This window comes from Streptomyces sp. NBC_01428 (genome assembly GCF_036231965.1).
Taxonomy (GTDB): Bacteria; Actinomycetota; Actinomycetes; order Streptomycetales; family Streptomycetaceae; genus Streptomyces.
Map to the genome: position 1 here is coordinate 3,171,098 of NZ_CP109499.1, position 16,128 is coordinate 3,187,225.

Below are 16,128 nucleotides of genomic sequence, written 5' to 3' on the forward strand. Positions count from 1 at the left end.
GTCCGCCGTCCCCCGGTGATCTCCCTCACGGCTTCACACAACCGCCGGATATCGCCGGTGAGGCGGCCGGATATGGTCACTGACATGCACGGTCACCCCCCGGCCGCCCGGACGGGCCGCCCCCGCAGCGCCGCCGCGGACGCCGCGATCCTGGAGGCGACCCGTGCGGTCCTGGTCGAACTGGGCTGGTCCAAACTGACGTTGGGGGACGTGGCGACCCGTGCCGGCGTCGCCAAGACGACCCTCTACCGTCGCTGGGCGGGCAAGAACGAACTCGTCGTCGACGCCGTGGCCGTCCTCTTCGACGAGCTGGAGCTGCCCGACCGGGGCAGCCTGGCCGCCGACATCGAGGGCGTCGTGCTGCAGTTCGCGGCGATCCTGGACCGCCCGGAGGCCAAGACGGCGCTGATGGCGGTGGTGGCGGAGTCCACCCGCGACGAGCCGCTGCGCGAACGCATCAGGACGTCCATCGTGGACCGGCAGAAGCGCCTGGTCATGGAAGGCCGCGCTCGCGCCCAGGCCCGCGGCGAACTGCCTCCGGAGACGGACCCGGGCACCGCGTCCCGCACCGCCGACCTGATCTTCGACGTGGTCGCCGGGGCGGTCGTGCACCGCACCCTGGTCAGCGCGGAACCGGCGGACGCGGAGTGGGTGCGCTCGTTCACCCGCGTCCTGCTCCTCGGCCTGACGGGCGCGAGCGCCGAGGACTGAACCCGCGGGGCGCCGCCGGTGGCCGCCCGCGCGGGAGGCCCTCGGGCACGCACGCGCGGACGCCGAGCGCGGCACGGGCGCGCGGACGCACGTGGGCGTACGCCTGAGCGCCGTTCACGGCGGGGCGCTCGGGAACGGCGGCGGGAACTCCACCCGCGAGCGGAGCGAGGGCCCCGCTCGCGGAGCGACGCCCGGCACCCCGGCGAGGGCCGGGGAACCGGGCGGGTACGGCGGACGGGGCCGCGGGCGGTCGTGCGGGCGGTGGTGGGCGCTAGAAGCCCGCCGGCTCCGTGTACACCCCCCACTCGTCGCGCAGGACGCCGCAGATCTCGCCCAGGGTCGCCTCGGCGCGGACCGCCTCCAGCATGGGGGCGATCATGTTGGAGCCGTCGCGGGCGGCGGCGAGCATGGCGGCCAGCGCGCCGCGCACGGCAGCCTCGTCACGGTTCTGCTTGCGCGCGCCCAGCTCCCGCACCTGCTCGCGCTCCACCTCGTGGCTGACCCGCAGGATCTCCAGGTCGCCGGTGACGGAGCCGTGGAGGACGTTCACGCCGACGACGCGCTTGTCGCCCTTCTCCACCGACCGCTGGTACTGGAACGCCGACTCGGCGATCTCCCCGGTGAACCAGCCGTCCTCGATGCCGCGCAGGATGCCCGAGGTGATGGGGCCGATGGGGTGCCGGCCGTCGGGGTGCGCGCGCAGTCCGCGCTCCCTGATCTGCTCGAAGATCTTCTCGGCGTCGGCCTCGATGCGGTCGGTGAGCTGCTCGACGTACCAGGAACCGCCCAGCGGGTCGGCGACATTGGCGACGCCGGTCTCCTCCATGAGCACCTGCTGCGTGCGCAGGGCGATCTCCGCGGCCTGCTCGGAGGGCAGCGCGAGCGTCTCGTCCAGCGCGTTGGTGTGCAGCGAGTTCGTGCCGCCGAGGACCGCGGCGAGCGCCTCGACGGCCGTCCGCACGACGTTGTTGTACGGCTGCTGGGCCGTCAGCGAGACACCGGCGGTCTGCGTGTGGAAGCGCAGCCACTGCGCCTTCTCGGTCTTCGCGCCGTACACGTCGCGCATCCAGCGGGCCCAGATCCGGCGGGCCGCCCGGAACTTGGCGATCTCCTCGAAGAAGTCGACGTGGGCGTCGAAGAAGAAGGAGAGTCCGGGGGCGAAGACGTCCACGTCCAGCCCTCGGGAGAGTCCCAGCTCCACATAGCCGAAGCCGTCCGCCAGGGTGTAGGCGAGCTCCTGCGCGGCCGTCGCGCCCGCCTCCCGGATGTGGTACCCGGACACGGAGAGCGGCTTGTAGGCGGGGATCTTCTCGGCGCAGTGCTCCATCAGGTCGCCGATGAGGCGCAGATGCGGCTCGGGCTGGAAGAGCCACTCCTTCTGCGCGATGTACTCCTTGAAGATGTCGGTCTGGAGCGTGCCGTTCAGCACGGCCGGGTCGATGCCCTGGCGCTCCGCGGCGACGAGGTACATGCAGAAGACCGGCACGGCGGGCCCGCTGATCGTCATCGACGTCGTGACGTCACCGAGCGGGATGTCCCCGAAGAGGACCTCCATGTCGGCGGCCGAGTCGATGGCGACACCGCAGTGCCCGACCTCACCGAGCGAGCGGCGGTCGTCGGAGTCGCGGCCCATCAGCGTCGGCATGTCGAACGCGACGGACAGACCTCCTCCGCCGTTGGCGAGGATCTTCTTGTAGCGCTCGTTGGTCTGCTCGGCGTTGCCGAATCCGGCGAACTGCCGGATCGTCCACGTCCGCCCCCGGTAGCCGGTGGCGTACAGCCCGCGCGTGTACGGGTACTCGCCGGGCCATCCGATCCGCTCGAAGCCCTCGTAGTGGTCCCCGGGCCGGGGACCGTACACCGGCTCCACGGCGTCGCCGGAGAGCGTGGTGAAGTCGGCCTCGCGCTTGCGCGAGGCGTCGTAGCGGGCCTGCCAGCGTCGGCGGCCTTCCTCGATGGCGTCAGCGTCCATACTCTCGAATTTACTAGGACGTCCTAGTAAATGTCGATGGCAAACCGCCGTACGATCCCGTACGGCGGTGCCGATCCGGTGTGGATCAGGGGTGGATCAGGCCTTGGCGACCGCGGGAGCGCCCTCGGCGACCCGCGACTCCAGCTCGTGACTGATCCTGCGCTCCACGAAGAACGCGGCCGTGGGAATCGTCCCCGCCAGCAGCACCCAGAGCTGCTTGCCCACCGGCCACTTCGCCTTCGAACCCAGGTCGAACGCGAAGATCAGGTACACGACGTACAGCCAGCCGTGCGCGATGGCGACGACACGGGTGAAGTCGGCGGCACCGTCGACGCCCAGGCCGTACTTGGCGATCATGCCGAGGCACAGCAGAACCAGCAGCACACCGGTGACGTAGGCCATGACGCGGTAGCGGGTCAGCACGCTCTTCTTCATGGCTACGAGGGTAACCACCCCATTTGCGCGATCTTCGCGCGCCCCCGCACATCCCCCGGAGGACCCGACGCCGACGCCCCGGACCCGGACTCGGACTCGGACCGGGACCGCCCTACTCGTCCTTGAAGTCGTGCGCGGCCACCCGCAGCGGCCGCAGCATCGCGAAGATCTCCGCGCACTCCTCCGCGTCGTACGCGCCCAGACCGAAGTCCATCCCCATCAGGTCACGCGTCGCCGCGTCGCACACCTCGCGGCCCTTCTCCGTGATCGAGGCGAGCGTGCCGCGTCCGTCGTTCGGATTCGGCCGCTTGTCCACCAGCCCCGACCGCACCAGCCGGTCCACCGTGTTGGTGACGGACGTCGGATGGACCATCAGCCGCTCGCCGATCTTCGACATCGGCAGCTCGCCCGCCTTGGAGAACGTGAGCAGCACCAGCGCCTCGTACCGCGCGAACGTCAGCCCGTAGGGCCTGACCACCGCGTCCACCTCGGCCAGCAGGATCTGGTGCGCGCGCATGATCGAGGTGATCGCGGCCATCGACGGCACGGACCCCCAGCGCTGTTGCCAGTGCTCGTCGGCACGGGCGATGGGATCAAAGGCAAGACTGAGCGGCTTCGACACGCCAAAGACCTTACCGGCCGGTCACATTGTGGTCAGCCCCGTCTCGCGTTTCGGTCCTCTCCCCCACGACGACCGGGATCCGCGCCCCCTCCGGCGGCCCGCCCGTCCCCTGTTCCACCGCTCGCTCGGCACGCCGCGCCGCCACCGCCAGCAGCACGCACAGCACCGTCCCGAGCACCCCCGCGCCCACGACCGTGGCCCGCACCCCGGCGAACTGCGCCACCGCCCCCGACAGCGCCATCCCCAGCCCCTGGACCGTCATCAGCCCGGCCGTGTTCAGCGTCATCGCCCGCCCGAGCAGCTCCTCCGGCACCGACCGCACGAACCACTGGTCCAGGCCCAGCGTGTACGCGGACCCCGCGCCCGCGACGACCAGCAGCGCCAGCGACCAGCCGAGCCCCGGCCGCAGCGCGTAGCCCAGGTACGGCAGCGACGTCACACACACCAGCGGCAACGTGATCCGGTGCCGCGTCGCCGGCCGCAGCCGCGACCCCGCGAACAGTTCCCCCGCGATCGTCCCCACCGGCAAGGCGCACATCAGCAGGCCCAGACCCGTCGACCCCACCCCCAGCCCCGCCGCGTACGGCGCGGCCAGCGCCTCCGGTGCCACCACGAACATCGGCGGCACCCAGAACAGCAGGAGCAGGGCCCGCACCCGACGGTCCGCCAGCACCAGCCGGGCGCCCCGCAAGGAGTCCCGCACCAGCGCCTGCCCGCCGGTCACCCGCGCCGGCCTGCGCCGTGTCCCGAACCGCAGGCACACCGCGGACGCCAGGAACGTACCGACCGTCACCAGCAGCGCGTGCCGCGGCGACACCACCGTCAGCAGCAGACCACCGAGGCCGAACCCGGTCAGCAGGGCGCTCTGCGACACGATCCGCAGCAGCGAACGGCCCAGCACGAACAGCTCCCCGTCACCGAGGACATCGGCCAGCGTGGCCGTCCGGGTCCCCTGGAACACCGGAGCCACCACCGCCAGTGCCGCCCGCATCGTCAGCAGCACCGCGATCGGCGCGCCCGGCACCACCATCACCGCCACGCACCCGGCGCACACCAGGTCGCACACCACCAGCACCCGCCGCGCCGGAAAGCGGTCCGCGACCCCCGCGAGCAGCGTCCCGCCGACGAGATACGGCAGAAAGCCCAGCGCGAACGTCAGCGCGCTCAGCAGCGGAGACCTCGTCAGGTCGTAGACCAGGACGGACAGCGCGATCTCGCTGACCACAAGACCCAGCAGCGAGAGCGCGTGCGCGGCGAACACGGCACGGAACTCGCGCACGGCGAAGACCGGGCCGTATCCGGTGGGGGCGGCGGGCGAGGCGGCGTGCCCCCCGGCGGCTTCCGGTGCCTTCGCCGTCGCGGGTGGGGTCGATGTGTCGGACATGTGCGGCAGCGTGCCCGCGCGGGAGCCGCCGACGTAGAGTTTCGGTCCCAGCCGAATCTTCCGGAGCCGCCCTGTGCCGTCACTCCTGCACTTCGGGGAGGACGACCTCCTCAACTGCCGCTTCGCGATCTCTCCCCTCTGGGAGACCCAGGAGGCCGTCCGCACCCTCAACAGGCCCGCGCGGCACGGCTATCACGCGCACTGGCTGCGCCGCATCCGCACCGCGGCCGCCGGGCTCGACCTCACCCCGCTCTGGCTCCTGATGCCCCGCAGCGGCTACTCCCCCGACTGGCTCGGCCCGCCCCCCATCGGCCCCGCCGCCACCTTCGACGAGGAGATCGCCGCCGTCCGCGCCGCCGACCCCGCCGTCGCCCGCGGGGAAACCGCGCGCTCCCTCGCCGACACCCCCGGCGCCCTCACCTCCCCGCACGGCCGCGCCCTCCTCGCCGACCCCGCCCGCACCGTCACCCGTCTCACGGACCTGCTCGAAGAGGCCTGGCACACCCTCGTCGCGCCCGACTGGCCCCGCCTGCGCGCCCTGCTGGAGGCCGACATCGCCTTCCACTCGCGGCGCCTCGCCCACGTCGGCCTCGGCGGACTCCTTCCGGAGATCGACCGCCGGCTCGGCTGGCGCGCCCACACCCTCACCATCGAGGGGGGAGGCCGCCACGAGCGCCACCTCGCCGGACAGGGGCTCGTCCTCATGCCCAGCGTCTTCTCCTGGCCCGACGTGATCAGCGGCTTCGAACCGCCCTGGCAGCCCACCCTCGCCTACCCCGCCCGCGGCATCGGCGGCCTCTGGGCCGAGCCCACCGGCAGCACCTCGGACGCACTCGTACGCCTCCTCGGCCGGGGCCGCGCGGCCGTCCTCACCGCTCTCGACGAACCCGCCACCACCACGGCCCTCGCCCACCGGCTGCGCCTCGCCCCGTCCTCCGTCTCCGCTCACCTCACCGCCCTGCGCGACACCGGCCTCCTCGTCTCGCGCCGCTACGGTCACCAGGTGCTCTACGAGCGGACGCCGCTCGGGACCGCGCTGGCCTCGGGGGGAGGGTGAGGGCGCAGAGCAGGAGCGGGCGGCCGGTCAGTGTCCGGACCCGCGGGCCAGCTCCAACGCGTACTCCGGCCACCACTGTCCGGCCGCCGGCCCGCCCTCGCACTCCCCGTCCGATTCACCGGGCCTTTTGATCCACAGATAGGCGTCCAGGGCCGGTTCGCCGGTGGTCGTGGCGGGGCGGGTGCCGAGGGCGCGGCCGGGCGGATTGCACCAGGCACCCGGGAGAGGACCCTCGCCGTTGCGGCTGGTGTCGACGACGAAGTGCTTCCCGCCGAGTCTTTCCGAGAGCTCCGCGCCGTACGTCCTGTTCACGGCGTCCGTCTGGAAGTTCGCGACGTTCAGCGAGAAACCGTCGGCGTTCGCGACGCCCGCGCGCACGAGGGGTTCGACGAGTCTGCCGGAGTCGCGGATCCACTCCGGGTTGCCGGCGTCCACGTAGACCTTGGTGCGGGGCTGGCGCTTGAGCCGGTCGACGGCGTCGCTGAGCAGTTGGGTGCGTTCGTCGCGGTACGCGCCGGGTGTGCAGCCGTCGACGAGGTGGGCGATCGCGTCGGGTTCGAGGACGACCAGGGCCCGGCTGCCGGCGAGGGCGTCGGCGAACTGTCCGATCCACCGCCGATAGGCGTCGGCGTCCGCCGCACCGCCCGCCGAGTGCCGGCCGCAGTCCCGGTGGGGGATGTTGTAGGCCACGAACAGCGCCGTGCGGTCCTGCCGCGCGGCCGCCGTGGTGGCCGCCCGGACGGCCGGGCCCGGGTCGGCCTCGCCGGTGGGCCACACGGCGACGGGTTCGCCGGCGATCCGCTGGAGCAGCGCGGCGTCCTCGGTGCGGCCCTGGCGTCGCCAGAGCCGGACCTGCGCCGCCGCGGGGCCTTCCGGGTCGACCCAGAAGGGGGAGGTCCCGGTGTCGGCCGGCCGCGTCGTCGCGGCGACGGCGGTCCCGTCGCCGCCGGGTGCCGGCGAACAACCGGCGGTGAGGCCGAGCCCCGCGAGGGCCGCGAAGGCCGCGAAGACGCGGTTCAGCCGGGTCCGGTGACCGCCGCTCACCCGACCCGCACCCACTTCGCCTCGGAGGGCGTCCCCTGGGCGTCCGTCACGAAGAGCATGTACCACCCCGGCGGGACCAGTGCCGGATCCTTCGGCACCTCGACGGTCACGGAGTTCGTGGTCTTCGTCAGCCCGAGTTCGATGGACCGCTGCTCGACGTCCGTGGTGTGGGTGACGGCGCTGGGGCGCATCAGGCGGGCCTTGGTGACGCGTTCCGGATGGTCCGTGGCGAAGGTCGCCCGCCCGTCCCGGTCCGGCGCGGCCGGCCCCTCCCCCAGTACCGGCCGGTTCTTCCCGTTCCGGTGCAGCGCGGGCGGGGTGTAGATCTCCATGCGCTGCTCGAAGTGGCCGAGTTTGGTGTTCCGCCGGTCGTCGAAGAGCGGGTCGGAGCCGAAGGTGGCGACGCGGCCGTCGGGCAGGAGCAGGGCCTCGGAGTGGTAGTTGCGGCCCACGGTCGGCGACGCGGCCTCGCGGAAGGTGTTGGCCTTGGGGTCGTAGAACTGGGCCTTGAGGATGTTGCTGGCGCTGCGGCCTCGGTAGTCCTGGGAGCCGTTGGTGGTGAAGACGGTGTCGTCGGGCATGATCACGCTGTTCAGGTAGCGGGTGCCCTGCGGGAGGTCGGGTCCGTCCTGGAAGGCGGGGTTGTCCTTCTTCAGGTCGACGACGGCGGTGCGCGGGGTGGACCTCCTCGATTCCCCGACGCCTCCTCCGCCGAGGATCATGACCTTCTGGTCCTGCGCGGGCGGCAGCAGGAGCGAGGCGGAGGTCTCGGTCTCGTCGGCGTCCCTTAGTCCTGGCACCTTTTCGAAGGTGTTCGTCCGCAGGTCCCAGAGGCCGGCGTCGCGGCCCTGGCCGGCCGGGCCGTATCCGGCGTTGGAGGCCGGGTAGAAGAGTTTGCCGCCCCGGGTGAGGAAGAGGGCGGGGTAGGTGGGGAAGTAGCGCTTGGGGCCCGGGGTCCACTTCTTGGTGCGGGGGTCGTAGATCTCGTTGTCGCCGGGGTCGATGGTTCCGACGTCGTCGAGGCCGGAGACGGCGAGGACGCGTCCGTCGTCGAGTCCGACGAGGGTGGGGTACCAGCGCGCCTTGTCCATCGGGTCGACGGGGATGTACTTCTCGGCCCTGGGGTCGAACTCGTAGGCGGCCCTGATGCCTTGGAAGTCCTGCTTGTCGAGGGTGATCTTCTCGGAGAGGCCGTAGGTGTTGGCGGCGTCCTCTCCGTGCAGGCCGGCGATCTCGTACTGGGCCTCGGTGTCGGTGACCGCCCGGGGACCCTTCTCCGTGGCTTCGACGAAGACGCGCGCCTCGCCGGCGGTGACGGTGGTCCGCCACGGTTGCATGACGCCGGCCCGGTCGTAGGTGGCGGTCTGGTCGCGCCGGGCCCTCGGGACGGTGACGTCGGACCGGCTGACGTACGTGACGCCCGTGGGTGAGCGGAAGACGGTGCCCTTCTTGAGGACGACGGCCTTGTCGGGGTTCTCGTTCTTCACGCGCATGCCGCCGCCGGCCCGCCGGACCTCGCCGTCGAGCTGTTCGTAGCGGGCGGTTCCGCCGGCCACGAGCATGCGTCCGTCGGGGAGTTGGGCATGGCCGGAGCAGAAGAAGTCGTCCGGGGTGGGGATCTTCTTGAAGGTGTCGTTCTTCGGGTCCCACAGGACGGTGTCGAAGGACCCCTTGTCGAACTTCTTCTGCTCGTTGCCGGAGCCGGCGACGATGAGCACTTTCCCGGTGTGGAGCAGCGCGGCGTGAATGGCGTTCGTGCGGTAGGCGCGGGGGATGTCGATCTGGGTCCAGGAGCCGTAGGTGGCCTGGTAGGAGGGCCGGGAGATCGTGTAGGCGTGGTAGGTCTCACCGGCGAGGCCGAGGGCGGCGGGGGCGTTGAGTCCGGCCAGGACGGCGATCCCGGTGATGCCGAGGAGCCGCTTCCGCGTCTTCTTCGAGGGCTGGCGGGCCATGGCCTAGGTACCTCCTGGGGTGGAGCCGGTCGCCGGGGCGGGGGTGCGGGCGGCGAGGGCCGGTTCCTTGGGCAGCGGGACGCGGGTGGCGGCGGACCGCGGCTGCCGCCGGGACCGGCGTTCCTCGCGGAGGGTGGCGATCCAGACCGCGACGGGTGCCAGGGAGAGGGCCGTGGCGAGGAGGGCCCAGGTCCGCATGGCCGCGTGGGTGTGGCCGAGGACGGCGGAGGCGCCGAGGGAGACGGCGAGGAGCGCGGCCCAGCCGAGGTGGACGCGGAAGGTGCGCAGCCGGTCGGGGCTGGTGTCGCCGCCCTTGGGTGTGACGACGAAGCGGCTGGGGCGGCGGGTGACGGCGTCGGCCAGCGCTTTGAGGTAGACGGGGGCGGAGAGCGCGGACATGGCCATGCCGGCGAGGCCGCCGGAGCCCTCCGGTTCGTGGGGGGAGACGTTGTGACGCCGGTTCCAGAGGTAGAGGGCGATCCGGAGGGCGGCGGCGTCGCTGTAGAGCATGAGCCACAGGGAGGCGCTGACCTGGGTTCCGGAGGCTCCGAACCAGAGGAAGAGGACGCAGCTGATGACGCCGAGGAGCCAGTTGACGGCGGTCATCGGGTAGTAGACGAGCATCATCGTGTAGGAGAAGAGGCGGCCGGCCGGCATCGTGAGGACGGCCTTCCCGTACTGCTTGAAGAGGGTGTCGTAGGTGCCGCGGGACCAGCGCATCTGCTGGGTGAAGAAGTCGGTCCAGGAGGCGGGGCCCTCGCCGACGGCGAGCACGTCGGGGGTGTAGACGGACCGCCAGTGGCGGCCGGTCCGGGGGTTGCGGTGGCGGTGCAGTTCGAACCCGGTGGCCATGTCCTCGGTGATGGAGTCCTGGAGTCCGCCGATCTGGCGGAGGGCCGCGATGCGTACGACGTTGTTGGTACCGACGAACATGGGTGAGCGGTAGCGGTTGGCCGCGCGCTGGATCAGGGCGTGGAAGAGGAACTGCTGGGACTCGGCGGCCTTGGTGACGGGGTGCTCGTAGTTTCCGTAGACCTGGGGGCCGACGACGAAGGCGACGTCGGGGTCGCGGAAGTAGCCCATCATCCGGTCGAGGAATCCGGGCAGTGGGGTGTGGTCGGCGTCGACGGAGGCGAAGTACTCGTAGGCGTGGCCGTGGAGGGTGAGCCAGGCGTTGTAGTTGCCGTGTTTGGTGCCGGCCCGGTGGGCGCCGTGCGGGCGGTTCCATTCGGGGATGCCGTGGCGGGTGAAGTGGCGGACGCCGAGTTCGGCGCAGAGGGCCCTGGCCCGGTCGTCGTCGCCCTCGTCGAGGAGCCAGACGTGGAGGAGTCCCGTGTGGGTGACGCGCAGGGCGCCTTCGAGGGTGGCGCGGACGGTGGCGAGGGGTTCCTTGCCGGGAACGTAGGTGGTGAGGAAGGCCACCCGGGTTCCCTCCTCGGGGACGAGGGGGACGGGGTCGCGGGCGACGAGGGTGGCGTGGGCGATGCTCACGACGTTGACCACCATGAAGAGTTCGATGAGGCCGATGGCGACGAGCATCGTCGTGTCGAGGCCGACCAGCCAGGTCTCCCCGTTCTCGCGTTCGACCCAGTGGGTGGGCCAGAGGAGGTAGACGAGGAGCGCGGCCGTGAGGGCCGGCGCGAGGGTCATCAGGAGGAGAGCGCGTATTCGGTGGGGCTCGCGTGACAGGAGCTTGGTGTACTGCACCTGCTGGGCCGTGCCGGCGGGGTCGGTCAGGGGTCCGGCGAGTCGGCTGTAGGTGTCGTAGTCGTAGCCCTCGGGCCGCACGCGCCCTCCTGTGGTCGAGGTGGCCTGACTGGCCGTTATCCACACACAAGGTGAGTTTTGGCCGGGTGTCGAACGGGGTGCGTCCGATGGGGTGCGCGGCGCGGGCGGCCGGGTGGTCTTTGGCGCGGACGTACGAGAACCCCGGTCCTGGGGAACGGGGTTCTCGGGTGCCGAGGTGAGGCGCTGTCAGGCGGACAGGTGCCGTTCGATGGTCTCGACCTTGCTGGTGAGTCCGTCGGTGACGCCGGGTCGGATGTCGGCCTTGAGGACGAGGGAGACGCGCGGCGCGCGTTCTTCGACGACGGCGACGGCGCGTCTGACGACGGCCATGACCTCGTCCCAGTCGCCCTCGACGGAGGTGAACATCGCGTCGGTGCGGTGGGGGAGGCCGGACTCGCGGACGACGCGGACGGCGTCGGCGACGTACTCCCCGACGTCCTCACCGACGCCGAGCGGTGTCACGGAGAAGGCGACGATCATGCGTTGACGACCCCTTCCTGACGGGCGCGGGAGGCGATGACCGCGCTCTCGGCCTCGTGCCTGAGCTTGCGCTCGGCGAAGAAGCCGCCGGTGGGGAGGACGGAAAGGACGAAGTAGAGGGCGGCGACGCCGACGCTCCAGCGGGCGCGGTACCAGGCGAACACCCAGAAGACCACGTAGAGGACGAAGAGGACACCGTGGATCGCGCCCATGACGGGGACGGCGTTGAAGTCCGTGGTCCGCTTCAGCACCGAGCAGACGAGCAGCAGCAGGAAGGAGACGGCTTCGGGGGCCGAGACCAGGCGGAGGCGGCGGAGTGCGGTGGCGGTCTTTATGTCCACGGGTCACCTTCGGTGGGAGTTTCGCTGGCGGGTGACGCTGCTTTGTGAACGCAAGCACAAGCGTCGTGCCCATTGTGGCATCCGGGGGCGGGCGGCCGGTCCGAGGGTCCGGGTGGGTGTTCGGACGGGAGTCCGGCGATCCCTCCGGGGCCGCTCGGGGGTGGGATCCTCCCGGAGACTCTGTCGGCGGCGGCACGCTGGGGCTACCGTCGCTTCGTGGCGATGTTTCGACTTCAAGGCAGCAAGGTGCTGGCCGTCGATGTGACCGGGGACGCCGTGAAGGCGAAGAACGGCTCGATGGTCGCGTACGACGGCCAGATGGCCTTCAAGAAGCTGAGCGGGGGCGGTGAGGGGGTCCGGGGGATGGTCACCCGCCGCCTGACCGGCGAGCAGATGACGGTGATGGAGGTGAGGGGGCACGGGACGTGCTGGTTCGCGGACCGCGCCTCGGAGATCAATCTGGTGGGGCTTCAGGGCGACAAGCTGTACGTCGAGTCGAGCAATCTGCTGGCGACGGACGCGGGCCTGCGCACGGGGACGACGTTCACCGGTCTGCGGGGCGCGTCGCAGGGCAACGGGTTGTTCACGACGACGGTCGAGGGGCACGGCCAGGCGGCGATCACCTCGGACGGGCCGGCGGTGGTGCTGCGGGTGAGCGCGCAGTATCCGCTGACGGTGGACCCGGGCGCGTACATCGCGCATCAGGGGACCGTGCGGCAGTCGCTGCAGTCGGGTGTGACGTTCCGCACGCTGCTCGGCGAGGGCGGCGGCGAGGCGTTCCAGATGCGCTTCGAGGGCGACGGTCTGGTGTACGTGCAGCCCAGTGAGCGGAACACGATCGCGGGGGATGTGTGAGATGCCGTTCCGCGAGGTGAACTCGAAGGTGGTCGAGGCGACGGTCGTGCCGGGGCAGCGGCTGTTCAGCCAGCGGGGCGCGATGCTGGCGTACCGCGGCGAGGTGTCGTTCACGCCGAACGTCCAGGGTGGCCAGGGCGGTGTGATGTCGATGATCGGCCGCCGCCTGGCGAACGAGGCGACTCCGCTGATGACGGTGGAGGGGTCGGGCACGGTGCTGTTCGGGCACGGCGGTCATCACGTGCAGGTGATCGAGTTGTCCGGGGACACCTTGTACGTGGAGGCGGACCGGTTGCTGGCGTTCGACGGCGCGTTGCAGCAGGGGACGATGTTCCTGGGCTCGCAGGGCGGTGTGATGGGGATGGTCCGGGGCCAGGTGACGGGTCAGGGGCTGTTCACGACGACGTTGAAGGGGCACGGCGCGGTGGCGGTGATGGCGCACGGCGGCGTGTTCGAGGTGCCGATCACTCCCCAGCGTCCGGTGCACGTGGATCCGCAGGCGTACGTGGCGCATCACGGGGACGTGCGGAACAAGCTGTCGACGGCGCTGGGCTGGCGGGACATGGTGGGGCGCGGTTCGGGTGAGGCGTTCCAGCTGGAGCTGAGCGGCAGCGGTTCGGTGTTCGTGCAGGCCTCGGAGGAGAAACTGTGAGCGGGTACGGAGTCCCGGGCGGCCCGGTGATCCACGATCCGATGTCGCTGCCGGTCGACGACAACGTGAACAACTACACCTTCTGCGTGGAACTCAAGGGGAGCCAGTGGTTCCTGCAGAAGGGCAAGATGATCGCCTACTACGGGACGATGGAGTTCAACGGGATCGGGCACGGCCGTCTGGACCGTCTGGTGCGTACGTCGTTCCATTCGCCTCTGCACGCGAGCGACTGGGTCGTGGCGGAGGGTTCGGGCAAGATGCTGCTCGCCGACCGGGCCTTCGACGTGAATTCGTACGACCTGGACGACGGCAACCTGACCATTCGCTCTGGCAACTTGCTCGCTTTTCAGCCAAGTCTCGCGCTGAAGCAGTCGATCGTGCCGGGCTTTCTGACACTGATCGGAACAGGCAAGTTCGTGGCCGCGTCGAACGGCCCGGTGGTGTTCATGGAACCCCCGATCCGGGTGGACCCGCAGGCCCTCGTCGGATGGGCGGACTGCCCCTCCCCGTGCCACCACTACGACCATGGGTACATGACAGGCGTGATGGGCGGTCTACGTGCGACGACGGGCCTCGGCGGGGCGTCCGGCGAGGAGCACCAGTTCGAGTTCGTGGGGGCGGGTACGGTGCTGCTCCAGTCGACCGAGATCCTGATGGCGGAGCAGGCGACGGGGGCGGTCCCGCAGCAGGCCGGAGTGCCGGGTGCGGGCGGGGTCCAAGGTCAGCACGGGCAGCAGTCCGGGGCACCGCGCCTTCCCGGACAGCTAGGAGACCTCCAGCGTCGCTTCGGGCTGTGAGCGGTAGTCTGCGGAGTGTGACATCGAACGCGTGCGCACCGTCACACCACCCTTACTAGTTCGCCTTTCAACATTTTAGGTAGACTTCATTTATGGAGACCGAGACGGCCACGCGCTGGCTGACCGATGCGGAGCAGTGCGCCTGGCGCACCCACCTGGAGGTCAACAGGCTGTTGACGTACCAGCTCGAAAGGGATCTTCAGCCGTTCGGGCTGACGATGAACGACTACGAGATTCTGGTGAACCTCTCCGAGTCGGAGGGCGACCGTATGCGGATGAGTGACCTGGCGTCCGCCACCCTCCAGTCCAAGAGCCGCCTCTCGCACCAGGTCACGCGGATGGAGAGCGCCGACCTGGTGCGCCGCGAGAACTGCGAGTCCGACCGGCGGGGGCTGTACGCGGTCCTCACCGAGCACGGCATGGAGACCATGAAGAAGGTCTCCCCGCACCACGTCGCCTCGGTGCGCAGGCACTTCATCGACCTGCTGTCGCCCGAGGCGCTGGAGGACCTGCACAAGTCGCTGCGGCCGATCGCCGAGCACCTGCGCGGACAGCGCGGCAAGCCGTAGTACTCCCGCCGGGGAGCAGGGAACAGGGCCGCAGCGCACTCGTCACGAGTGCGCTGCGGCTTTTTCCGTGGGACGCCTCGAGCACACCGCAGGAACCCGCGGGCAGGCCCCGACGGTCCGCGGTGTCCGGCCCTCAGGGAGCCGTGCGCGGCAGCCTGAGCACGAACAGCGCTCCGCCGGAGGGCGCCTCGCCGAGGGTGAGGGTTCCGCCGTGCCGTACGGCCACGTCCCGGGCGATCGCGAGGCCGAGGCCGGCGCCGCCGTCGTCCCGGCTGCGGGCGTCGTCGAGGCGTACGAACCGCTCGAAGACCCGCTCCCGCTGACCGGCGGGCACGCCGTCACCGTCGTCGGCGACGCTCAGCTCCGCCCACCGGCCGTCGGCCCGCACCCGCACCTCGACCCGGTCCCGGGCATGGCGCCGGGCGTTGTCCAGGAGGTTGGCCAGCACCCGCGCCACCTGACCGCGGGACCCCGGCACCTGGACCCCGTCCTCGGCCGTCACGGAGATCCCGGTCCTGCGTTCGGCCTCCTCGGCCGCGAGGGCGCCCAGGTCGAAGCGTCCGTCGGCGGGCTGCTCCCCCGCGTCCAGCCGGGCGAGCAGCAGCAGGTCCGCGGCGAGCCGCTGCAGCCGTACGGTGTCCTCGACCGCGCCCGCCACGTCGAGCAGTTCCGGATGGGCGGCGCCCACTTCCAGCTGGGTGCGCAACGAGGCGATGGGGCTGCGCAGTTCGTGCGAGGCGTCGGCGACGAACCGGCGCTGCCGTTCCACCGACTCCTCCAGCGCGGACAGCGTCTCGTTGGTGGTCCGGGCGAGCCGGGCGACCTCGTCGTGCGAGTCCGGGACGGGTACACGGCGGGCGAGGTCCTGGGAGGCGGTGATGGCGGCCATCTCGCCGCGGATGCCCTCGACGGGCCGCAGTGCGCGCCGGGTCACCCGCCAGGTCACCGCGGCGACCGTGCCGAGGAGGAGGGGGAGGCCGATCAGCATGGAGGTGAGGGCCGTGCGGACGGCGCCCTGTTCGGCCGCGAGGGGTGCGCCGGCCCAGACGGTGAGGGTGACGTCCTGCGGTGTGGTGACCTCGACGGCGGCGAACCGGTAGTCCGCGGGGTCACCGTCGACGGTGGCGGTGCCCTGGCTGGTCTGCACGTCCTCGGAGATCTGCCCGACGGCGGGATCGTCGTCGTCCCCGCCGCTGTCGTCGCCGCTCCCCTTGCCCTTCCCGCTGTCGCTGTCGTCGCTGTCGTCGCTGTCCTCGTCGCTTCCGGCGCTCCTGCCACTGCCCTTGCCGCCGCTGTTCCCGCTGCCGCTGTCCCGGCCCCGCCCGCGGCCGCCGCCCCCGCCGCTGTCGTCGTCCTCGGCGTCGTCGTCCGTCGCGCTCGCCGAGGGAGAGGGGCGCGGGGAGGCGGAGGCGGACGAGGAGGCGGACGGGGAGGGTGCGGGGACCGGCCGGACGGCGGTGACCCCGGTG

Annotated in this window: 15 protein-coding genes and 1 pseudogene; 6 read left to right on the forward strand and 10 right to left on the reverse strand. The window is 71.4% G+C overall.

Annotated elements, in window-relative coordinates; translation table 11 throughout:
- The first annotated feature begins 84 nt into the window (after positions 1-84).
- Complete coding sequence (locus OG406_RS13550) at positions 85-711, forward strand: TetR/AcrR family transcriptional regulator (protein ID WP_329185914.1); 627 nt, start codon at positions 85-87, stop codon at positions 709-711.
- A gap of 271 nt (positions 712-982) precedes the next feature.
- Here OG406_RS13550 and OG406_RS13555 read toward each other — a convergent pair whose 3' ends face one another.
- The 4 genes from OG406_RS13555 to OG406_RS13570 form a co-directional block, all read right to left on the reverse strand.
- Positions 983-2,683: an acyl-CoA mutase large subunit family protein gene (locus tag OG406_RS13555; RefSeq protein WP_267048579.1), complete on the reverse strand. Its 1,701-nt coding sequence runs from the start codon at positions 2,681-2,683 to the stop codon at positions 983-985.
- Positions 2,684-2,779: 96 nt separating this feature from the next.
- Positions 2,780-3,118 (reverse strand): DUF3817 domain-containing protein, encoded by a 339-nt coding sequence (locus OG406_RS13560; RefSeq protein ID WP_081219495.1) that lies wholly within the window; start codon positions 3,116-3,118, stop codon positions 2,780-2,782.
- A 112-nt stretch (positions 3,119-3,230) separates the two neighbouring features.
- Positions 3,231-3,740 carry a MarR family winged helix-turn-helix transcriptional regulator gene (locus tag OG406_RS13565; protein ID WP_081219494.1) on the reverse strand — a complete coding sequence of 170 codons (510 nt, stop codon included), beginning with the start codon at positions 3,738-3,740 and terminating at the stop codon, positions 3,231-3,233.
- 10 nt (positions 3,741-3,750) lie between these two features.
- Entirely contained in the window at positions 3,751-5,124 is a 1,374-nt protein-coding gene (locus OG406_RS13570; protein WP_329185919.1) for an MFS transporter, read from the reverse strand.
- A 73-nt stretch (positions 5,125-5,197) separates the two neighbouring features.
- Between OG406_RS13570 and OG406_RS13575 the strand changes: the two genes are divergently transcribed.
- On the forward strand, positions 5,198-6,181 hold the full coding sequence (locus OG406_RS13575) for an ArsR/SmtB family transcription factor (protein WP_266616653.1): 984 nt from the start codon (positions 5,198-5,200) through the stop codon (positions 6,179-6,181).
- 27 nt (positions 6,182-6,208) lie between these two features.
- On the opposite strand, the gene OG406_RS13580 is transcribed toward OG406_RS13575, so the two are convergent.
- From OG406_RS13580 to OG406_RS13600, 5 genes are all read right to left on the reverse strand, one after another.
- Complete coding sequence (locus tag OG406_RS13580) at positions 6,209-7,201, reverse strand: glycoside hydrolase family 6 protein (RefSeq protein WP_329190784.1); 993 nt, start codon at positions 7,199-7,201, stop codon at positions 6,209-6,211.
- Between the two features lie 20 nt (positions 7,202-7,221).
- Positions 7,222-9,177 carry a kelch motif-containing protein gene (locus OG406_RS13585; protein WP_329185922.1) on the reverse strand — a complete coding sequence of 652 codons (1,956 nt, stop codon included), beginning with the start codon at positions 9,175-9,177 and terminating at the stop codon, positions 7,222-7,224.
- Positions 9,178-9,180: 3 nt separating this feature from the next.
- Positions 9,181-10,965 carry a glycosyltransferase family 2 protein gene (locus OG406_RS13590; protein ID WP_329185924.1) on the reverse strand — a complete coding sequence of 595 codons (1,785 nt, stop codon included), beginning with the start codon at positions 10,963-10,965 and terminating at the stop codon, positions 9,181-9,183.
- A gap of 186 nt (positions 10,966-11,151) precedes the next feature.
- Positions 11,152-11,445, reverse strand: a complete 294-nt coding sequence (locus OG406_RS13595; protein WP_329185925.1) for an MTH1187 family thiamine-binding protein — start codon at positions 11,443-11,445, stop codon at positions 11,152-11,154.
- On the reverse strand, positions 11,442-11,786 hold the full coding sequence (locus tag OG406_RS13600; protein ID WP_164371771.1) for a DUF3817 domain-containing protein: 345 nt from the start codon (positions 11,784-11,786) through the stop codon (positions 11,442-11,444). Before OG406_RS13600 ends, OG406_RS13595 begins: the two co-directional genes overlap by 4 nt.
- A 222-nt stretch (positions 11,787-12,008) precedes the next feature.
- On the opposite strand from OG406_RS13600, the gene OG406_RS13605 reads away from it, so the two are divergent.
- From OG406_RS13605 to OG406_RS13620, 4 genes are all read left to right on the forward strand, one after another.
- Complete coding sequence (locus OG406_RS13605; protein WP_329190786.1) at positions 12,009-12,641, forward strand: AIM24 family protein; 633 nt, start codon at positions 12,009-12,011, stop codon at positions 12,639-12,641.
- Between the two features lies 1 nt (position 12,642).
- The gene (locus OG406_RS13610; RefSeq protein ID WP_164371854.1) at positions 12,643-13,293 is read left to right on the forward strand and encodes an AIM24 family protein; all 651 of its coding nucleotides are present in this window, start codon (positions 12,643-12,645) and stop codon (positions 13,291-13,293) included.
- The gene (locus OG406_RS13615) at positions 13,290-14,090 is read left to right on the forward strand and encodes an AIM24 family protein (RefSeq protein WP_329185928.1); all 801 of its coding nucleotides are present in this window, start codon (positions 13,290-13,292) and stop codon (positions 14,088-14,090) included. The genes OG406_RS13610 and OG406_RS13615 overlap by 4 nt, the downstream gene beginning before the upstream one ends.
- Positions 14,091-14,182: 92 nt before the next feature.
- Entirely contained in the window at positions 14,183-14,659 is a 477-nt protein-coding gene (locus tag OG406_RS13620) for a MarR family winged helix-turn-helix transcriptional regulator (protein WP_081219486.1), read from the forward strand.
- A 133-nt stretch (positions 14,660-14,792) separates the two neighbouring features.
- Here OG406_RS13620 and OG406_RS13625 read toward each other — a convergent pair.
- Positions 14,793-15,860, reverse strand: a pseudogene (locus OG406_RS13625) (sensor histidine kinase); the annotation flags it as partial.
- Positions 15,861-16,128 lie beyond the last annotated feature (268 nt).

What these genes read in the sequence shown, in the direction of transcription:
- OG406_RS13620 (WP_081219486.1), top strand. Translation starts at nt 14,183, where the DNA reads ATGGAGACCGAGACGGCCACGCGCTGGCTGACCGATGCGGAGCAGTGC.
- OG406_RS13585 (WP_329185922.1), bottom strand. Translation starts at nt 9,177, where the DNA reads ATGGCCCGCCAGCCCTCGAAGAAGACGCGGAAGCGGCTCCTCGGCATC.
- OG406_RS13610 (WP_164371854.1), top strand. Translation starts at nt 12,643, where the DNA reads ATGCCGTTCCGCGAGGTGAACTCGAAGGTGGTCGAGGCGACGGTCGTG.
- OG406_RS13550 (WP_329185914.1), top strand. Translation starts at nt 85, where the DNA reads ATGCACGGTCACCCCCCGGCCGCCCGGACGGGCCGCCCCCGCAGCGCC.
- OG406_RS13560 (WP_081219495.1), bottom strand. Translation starts at nt 3,118, where the DNA reads ATGAAGAAGAGCGTGCTGACCCGCTACCGCGTCATGGCCTACGTCACC.
- OG406_RS13595 (WP_329185925.1), bottom strand. Translation starts at nt 11,445, where the DNA reads ATGATCGTCGCCTTCTCCGTGACACCGCTCGGCGTCGGTGAGGACGTC.
- OG406_RS13570 (WP_329185919.1), bottom strand. Translation starts at nt 5,124, where the DNA reads ATGTCCGACACATCGACCCCACCCGCGACGGCGAAGGCACCGGAAGCC.
- OG406_RS13555 (WP_267048579.1), bottom strand. Translation starts at nt 2,683, where the DNA reads ATGGACGCTGACGCCATCGAGGAAGGCCGCCGACGCTGGCAGGCCCGC.
- OG406_RS13605 (WP_329190786.1), top strand. Translation starts at nt 12,009, where the DNA reads ATGTTTCGACTTCAAGGCAGCAAGGTGCTGGCCGTCGATGTGACCGGG.